The 6385-nt window shown below is 39.4% G+C and carries 9 protein-coding genes; 5 read left to right on the forward strand and 4 right to left on the reverse strand.

The features are described from left to right. The first annotated feature begins 227 nt into the window (after positions 1–227). A complete protein-coding gene (locus ACSHXM_RS04335; protein ID WP_435687505.1) occupies positions 228–1064 on the forward strand; it encodes a mechanosensitive ion channel family protein in 837 nt (278 codons plus the stop codon). A gap of 85 nt (positions 1065–1149) precedes the next feature. Further along, positions 1150–1401, forward strand: coding sequence for a hypothetical protein (locus ACSHXM_RS04340; protein WP_435687506.1), 252 nt, complete (start codon positions 1150–1152; stop codon positions 1399–1401). A 291-nt stretch (positions 1402–1692) separates the two neighbouring features. Here ACSHXM_RS04340 and ACSHXM_RS04345 read toward each other — a convergent pair whose 3' ends face one another. Continuing rightward, positions 1693–2919: a threonine/serine ThrE exporter family protein gene (locus ACSHXM_RS04345; protein WP_435687507.1), complete on the reverse strand. Its 1227-nt coding sequence runs from the start codon at positions 2917–2919 to the stop codon at positions 1693–1695. A gap of 149 nt (positions 2920–3068) precedes the next feature. Next, the gene (locus ACSHXM_RS04350; RefSeq protein WP_435687508.1) at positions 3069–3308 is read right to left on the reverse strand and encodes a hypothetical protein; all 240 of its coding nucleotides are present in this window, start codon (positions 3306–3308) and stop codon (positions 3069–3071) included. A 157-nt stretch (positions 3309–3465) separates the two neighbouring features. Here ACSHXM_RS04350 and ACSHXM_RS04355 point away from each other — a divergent pair, with 157 nt between their 5' ends. The 3 genes from ACSHXM_RS04355 to ACSHXM_RS04365 all read left to right on the forward strand — a co-directional run bounded on the left by ACSHXM_RS04355 (position 3466) and on the right by ACSHXM_RS04365 (position 5504). Then, a complete protein-coding gene (locus ACSHXM_RS04355; RefSeq protein WP_435687509.1) occupies positions 3466–4146 on the forward strand; it encodes an HAD family hydrolase in 681 nt (226 codons plus the stop codon). A 299-nt stretch (positions 4147–4445) separates the two neighbouring features. Further along, the gene (locus tag ACSHXM_RS04360; RefSeq protein ID WP_435687510.1) at positions 4446–4835 is read left to right on the forward strand and encodes a hypothetical protein; all 390 of its coding nucleotides are present in this window, start codon (positions 4446–4448) and stop codon (positions 4833–4835) included. A 141-nt stretch (positions 4836–4976) separates the two neighbouring features. Next, entirely contained in the window at positions 4977–5504 is a 528-nt protein-coding gene (locus ACSHXM_RS04365; RefSeq protein ID WP_435687511.1) for a DUF1993 family protein, read from the forward strand. 34 nt (positions 5505–5538) lie between these two features. On the opposite strand, the gene ACSHXM_RS04370 is transcribed toward ACSHXM_RS04365, so the two are convergent. Together ACSHXM_RS04370 and ACSHXM_RS04375 are read right to left on the reverse strand one after the other, a co-directional pair. Beyond that, positions 5539–6123 carry a DUF6151 family protein gene (locus ACSHXM_RS04370; protein ID WP_435687512.1) on the reverse strand — a complete coding sequence of 195 codons (585 nt, stop codon included), beginning with the start codon at positions 6121–6123 and terminating at the stop codon, positions 5539–5541. Positions 6124–6139: 16 nt separating this feature from the next. Further along, a complete protein-coding gene (locus tag ACSHXM_RS04375) occupies positions 6140–6313 on the reverse strand; it encodes a hypothetical protein (protein WP_435687513.1) in 174 nt (57 codons plus the stop codon). Positions 6314–6385: the final 72 nt, after the last annotated feature.

The raw sequence follows: 6385 nt of genomic DNA on the forward strand, positions 1-6385 counted from the left end.
TATTATTAAACCCGAACACGGGTTAATTGAAGCTAAGTGTTACATCATAAAACACACCCGTCTACAGGGGGATTACGCAATATAGCGAATGTTCTGAGCTTTAGGTCAAGATATCTGCACTGCGTTTACATCTGAATAGTTTTACCGTCCCCCTTTGAATTACTTGATGACCACGGCGATTGCTTTATGATAACGCCATAAAACTAGTCCATTTGGAACACACCTTTATGAACGAAGAAATCGAACAACTACAAACAATCTCCAACACAGTCACCCAATACCTGATGAATAATGGCTTACAAATTGTGGTGACATTAATTATTTTGGCAGTCGGGTATCTGATTGCTAAAAAGCTTGGAAAAGCGGTTGAACGCTTAATGATTGGCAAAAAAATCGATGTCACCTTGAGTCGGTTTATTGGTAACTCTGCCCATTTAGTTGTTTTGGTTATTGTTATCATGATGGTGTTAGCGCGACTAGGCATAAGTGTGACACCATTAATTGCCATAGTAGGTGCGTTGTCTTTAGGTGCAGGTTTAGCATTGCAAGGCATGCTATCGAATTACGCGGCAGGACTTACTATTATCATTACTCGTCCATTTGTAGTGGGTGACACCTTAAGTGTTCAAGGCCAAACAGGCCTAGTTGAAAGTGTACATTTGGCTTACACCATATTGGTTGACGAAGACGACGTGCACATTCAAATACCTAACCGTCTTGTGGTGGGTGAAATCATGCATAACTCGAAAGAAGAAAAATTAATAGAGTTGTGTGTAGGTGTGGCTTATAAATCTGATCCACACCAAGTCATCAACTTAATTAAAGAAGTTCTACAAGGCATAGAAGGTATCAATACCGAGCGCGGTACCACAGTAGGCATCGATGAATTTGCCGATAGCAGTATCAATATCGGCATTCGGTTTTTAGCCCCTACCTATCAATACTTTGAATTTAAATATGCAGCAAACTTAGCCATTTATGATGCATTTAAACAGCAAGGTATTGAAATTCCTTTCCCTCAACGTGAAGTTAGCCTTATCAACCAAGCTACGCAACAAGCCTAATTTACGCGTGTTGGTTGTTAAGCTTAATATTACTAAACCTTAACAACCAACACGAAAAAGTTAACCTAACTGTCTAGAACGTTCAATGGCCAAGCCAAATAAGAAAGCACCCGAATCATCAATTGATGTGTATTGTAGTCAGTGTAAAACTCAGTTGTTTAAATACCGTAAAGGTGGCAAAGGAGCGCTTGTTAAGTGTTTTAAACAGCGTATCAGTAAAGACTTTACACTAACGTCATGTACTTGCCCTAAATGCAGCACGATATTTGCCAGAGATACCTTAGTAAGAGGTACCCCAGCGTTTAAATTAATCGGTGGAAAAGTGTTTAGTAAATAACCTGCACTCGGGATAAGCCGAGCCTCTCGATAACGCTCTTTTTGTGCCTAGCGGCGTTGGATTATCTAGCAATAACACGTTATTACGTACTAAAATCCGCCTTGCTATACACGAAAAATTTCGTCATCGAGTCATCCTTACCCCAAACATAACTAGAATAATGTTTGTAAGCGATTGAATTACTTATAAAAATAAATTTTAAACGACACTCATTATCCCGAGTTCAGGTTAAATAACTCATATCAAAACTAAAACGACAACAAGTTACATTGCTTAACAAAAACCTAGCAATTAAAGCGCTTTTTTAGTCGGCACCACGACATTAGCAAATATTAAACCAGCCACCAGCGACATCAAGATCAAAAAAGTTTCCTGACCAATATGATCGGTTTTCATTATATCGTGGCCTGATATAAACGAGTTCAAGCCAATATAAGTTTTTGAGCCCGGCACCAACACTATTAAACCGTGCATTGCCACTATGGTAGATGGAGCATTGGCTAGACGCGAGAAGACATTGGCGAATACACCCAGCGAAAACGCCCCCACAAAAGCGCCAAGTCCATTTTCTAGATACACCGAACTCCAAGTTGATACACTGTAGGCGATAAACGTTGTCGCGATTGCCCATGGCACATGCCTTAAACGCGTACGAAAAATAGCGATTAGCCCCACACTGAGTAACAAGACCCCCAACCAATTTCCCCAGATAGGCAAAGTTGCGGCTTGCGCCAACTCTTGCTGGCCAAACAGATGGTAGCCTAAACTGACACCTAGGAATGCGCCAAAATACAATTTAAATAACTGCATTACAGCATCCATAACTCGTGCTGTCCCAGAAATCATATTTCGAGAGGACAATTCAGCCAGTCCCATAGTCAAAGACAAACCTGGAACAAGAATAATTAAAGAAGACAAAATAATTAGCCAGATATTAAAGCCTGACGAAGAATAATGGTTAATCACACAAACCATAAAACCCACAGAGAATGAGGCAACTGGCTCTAACATTAAGCTCACGCGTTTTGAACGTATTGCCCAAAGTGTCCAAAAGTACACCATGACACCCAATAACCCGGAATACATTATCTCTGACCAACCCGCTCCCATTAACATGGCAAATGCACCGGTTGACATGCCAAAAGCCAAACCAGTTAATTTCTTACCATAAGGACTAGGCATGGCGTCAATTTTATCTAAACAAATATTCGCTTCTGCAAGGGATATGTTGCCTGACAATAACTCATAGGCTAATTCATCAGTCCTAGACAAAGAGTTCATGTCTAGTTCTCCCGGCTGCATCCGCGCAGAGTGGTTGTACTCGTCTTCGTGGCCATCGCTCCAAAGCACCATAGTCAGATAGGTAGGCGTAGAATTAAAAGAAGCGTGCACACCTAAATGTGTTGCGACTTCATTTAGATACGCCTCTAAACGAAACGAAGGTGAGCCGTATTTATGCAGCATTTTTCCCAATTTTAGAATAAAGCGGCGTATCTGTATAAACTCTGCATTGTCCATTTTTACTACTTCAAAAATTAACGTACTACTAACCCTCTATTGGTCATTAGGACGTTAGGTTGATAAACAGGCGCGGATTTTAATGATAGATCAAGCACGGCACAACGTACATTTTTTGAACGAATTGAATTAGAAAAACTAATGGGTAATTAGCGATTAATTACCAGTTGTTTAATTCTCGCTAACTCATCTTCTAAGCTATTTTCCAAGGTAGGTTGATTAGCCCGTCGATACCAATATCTAGCGTTAGAAAGGTCGCCTTCAATACGGTGTAAATAACCGTGTAACAAAGAACCAAACTGACAGGGTTCGTCCTGCACTAACTCATGGGCTGCGTGCCAATTATCCTCTTCAATTAACTCAATCGCCCGTAAAAAAATATTCTTCATAACTACCTTTTAAAAAAAACCATATGCTCACTCGAGTCATTTTACACCAAGCTGAAACTAGAAGAACAGAAACAATAATGAATTCTAGTTTCACCTTGAACAATAGGTGATAGGCTTACATTCCTCAAAAGTACGCATCTAAAGTAGGAAATGACTAATGCCACCACTTGCTGTAAATCACCAAACCAATACCATTTTGTTTGATCATGACGGTACACTCGTTGACTCTGAGCGGGTGCATTGTGAACTATGGCGAACAGTGGCTAATGCCTATGGTGCCACAATTGATGATGTGTTTTATAGCGAAGTTATGGCTGGCGTTCCCACCTTACAAAATGCATACGATGTGATTGCTCATTTTGACTTAGATGTATCTGCTGATGTGTTAGCAAAAGAAAAATTCGATTCAGTTACCGCCTACTTAAAACATCAAGCATTTCCGTTAATGCCGTATGCTAAAGAGGCGGTAATCACTGCTTTTAAAGCTGGTTATACCTTGGGAGTGGTCACAGGAGGTAGCAAAGCATCGGTCTACAAAACCTTAGAAGCTTACGAATTAGCCCCTTATTTTTCGAGCATAGTGGCAGTTGAAGATGTAGAAAATAGTAAACCTCACCCAGATTGTTACTTAAAAGCAGCGCAAGAGCTTAATAAAACACCACAACAATGTGTCGCCATAGAAGACACTCAACACGGTATGCAAGCCGCCGTATCTGCGGGTATAAACTGCGTAGCTATTCCTACTGAACATTCGAACACTCACGATTTTTCAAAAGCCTCATCGCAATATTCGAGTTTACAAGAATGGTTGCAAACCGAGCTTGTTCCAGCTCGGTAATTATTCACGCCACGCACAGAGAAAAACAAAATAATTAGGCTGTTTTTTGGGTGAAATTAGACGGTTCGTTGAAACTAGTTGATTACTCGGTGAGTCCCAATTTTCCTGAATTCGGGTTATTTATGTTTCTCTCCATGAACTAATCTATTTTTATGTACTCTGATACTACTAATCTTTTTGATTTTGTTAGTGACTGTTTCTTAATCAAGATTTAAATTTTGTAATGTAACAACACTATGAATTAAACATGAGCTTGGTTAGTATAAAAATAAACAAGGAAAGAAAAGAAGGAGGGAGCAATGACCGAACATGGTGATTACGCAGTCTCAGCAGAGCAAGCTGTTATTTATGTTACTCTCAATGGCATCTTTAATGACGTTGCTTCTCAAAAAGTACGCTTACGAGTTGAAGCGATTATTAATGACATGAAAGGCGCTAATTTTTGCATGCTATATAACATGCTCAATTATGAAGGAAGCACCCGAGAAGCCCATCAAATTGCAAATCAACACTTTAAATGGTTAGAGACGCAAAACTGCTTAGCAAGAGCAAATGTTGCGAGCAACGCCGCACTCATTCATATATCAAGAAATGAACAAGCTTCTCTTCGTGAATCAAATACTCCAGCTAAAATTTTTAAAACAGAAGTAGACGCCAAAGCTTGGTTACAGTCAGTTTTACAACAATAACGCGATTCTTGCTGATTCAATGTTTAGACGACTCTCATTTCTGAGAGCTGTAGAAAGAAATTTTTAAATGTAAATTCAGGTCTAGGTACTCTGCTAAACAAACAAAATCGTAAAATTACCACTAAAAATAGGATGTGCCACATGCTTAGTTTATATGACATTACTGTCCCCAATTTAATTCGCACATTAGACGCAACAGCGGGCGTGATGCAAAAGGGATTAGATTTTTTTACAACACAAAACATCGAGATAGGTGAAATACTTAATATGCGCTTGGCCGATGACATGTTGCCATTTCATTCTCAAATCAACATCGCGGCACACAACGCGTTAGCTGGAGTACAAGGCATGTTTGATGGTGAATTCAGGCCACCTCAAACTTCACTTGAAAACTTAGATTATGCCGGACTGATTAAACATCTAACCGATACCAGCGACGCATTAAAAAAGTTTAATCAAGAAGAGGTAAATGCGAGGTTTGGTAAACCGCTATATTTTAAATTTAGCGATCAAAGTGTGCCTTTTACCACTGAAAATTTTATGCAATCTTTTGCCCTGCCTAATGTCTATTTCCATGCCACGACTATTTACGACATGTTGAGATTAAAGGGTGTTCCTTTGGGTAAAAGAGACTTTTTAGGCCAACTCAAAGTAGGTATTCCAGAGTAGAGCCTGAATAACCGGAGTACGAACTCATTACTCTTTAGTCCGTTTTGGGTAATAAGTAAGGTTTGGTAATAGGTGCGTTACCTTTAAATAAAGATGAAGGTTTAGACTTCTTACCCAAAAAACCTTTAAGCATGAACCAAATGATTTTAGGTAGAAATGTGCGAGGGAATGTTGGATGTGTATCTGCAGGCGTGCCTTGTATAGCGTATTTACCAAATGCTTTTAAGGTAACAGGCCCTAATACCTTTTGTTTTTCTGTTTCATCAGAAAATTGCATTAACTTTACAGACACTCCCACAAAAGGCATAGCTGCCGACGTCATGGTATTGGCTACCGGCATATTGCAACACGCAGTATGCCATCTATAAATTCCTTTTGGAGTCAGTGTGGCACATCTAAGATGCTCAGCGCCTTCAGATATTTTAAAATATGCAGGATAGGTTTGAAATAATTCTGAACCGCCATGTTCATCTAATATACGCTCTTGATTACCTAAATGCGCTGCAAATTTTTGACAGTCACAACATAAACAGTGCACATGAAAAAATGACTTGGGCACCACTTCTAGCGTGCCCTTAAGTGAGCCGCAATAACATTTCAAATTCACAGTGTGTGACATGTTTAATCCTTTTTAATCACTTTTCTGAACACCTATTTAATCCATTTAACCCTTTTACATCTTTAGGTTCAATAGATTTAGGTGTAGCGCGTAAATCAATCAGAACTTTCAATTGGGCCTTGTTATCCACTTCATGCTGGTTCATGTTCTGCCATAACAAAACGTGACTTAACCATTTAACTTTGGGCATTAAACCAAATCAAGCAAGGCGTTAAAAAATAATAACTTTTTTTCGTTTTCCGTAGTGAAAGAATGGTAGAGG

Origin of the sequence: Paraglaciecola sp. (genome assembly GCF_051252315.1) — a bacterium.
GTDB lineage: Bacteria > Pseudomonadota > Gammaproteobacteria > Enterobacterales > Alteromonadaceae > Paraglaciecola.

Coding starts and splice junctions, on each gene's coding strand:
- ACSHXM_RS04340 (WP_435687506.1), top strand. CDS start 1,150: ATGGCCAAGCCAAATAAGAAAGCACCCGAATCATCAATTGATGTGTAT.
- ACSHXM_RS04345 (WP_435687507.1), bottom strand. CDS start 2,919: ATGGACAATGCAGAGTTTATACAGATACGCCGCTTTATTCTAAAATTG.
- ACSHXM_RS04370 (WP_435687512.1), bottom strand. CDS start 6,123: ATGTCACACACTGTGAATTTGAAATGTTATTGCGGCTCACTTAAGGGC.
- ACSHXM_RS04365 (WP_435687511.1), top strand. CDS start 4,977: ATGCTTAGTTTATATGACATTACTGTCCCCAATTTAATTCGCACATTA.
- ACSHXM_RS04335 (WP_435687505.1), top strand. CDS start 228: ATGAACGAAGAAATCGAACAACTACAAACAATCTCCAACACAGTCACC.
- ACSHXM_RS04355 (WP_435687509.1), top strand. CDS start 3,466: ATGCCACCACTTGCTGTAAATCACCAAACCAATACCATTTTGTTTGAT.
- ACSHXM_RS04360 (WP_435687510.1), top strand. CDS start 4,446: ATGACCGAACATGGTGATTACGCAGTCTCAGCAGAGCAAGCTGTTATT.
- ACSHXM_RS04375 (WP_435687513.1), bottom strand. CDS start 6,313: ATGCCCAAAGTTAAATGGTTAAGTCACGTTTTGTTATGGCAGAACATG.
- ACSHXM_RS04350 (WP_435687508.1), bottom strand. CDS start 3,308: ATGAAGAATATTTTTTTACGGGCGATTGAGTTAATTGAAGAGGATAAT.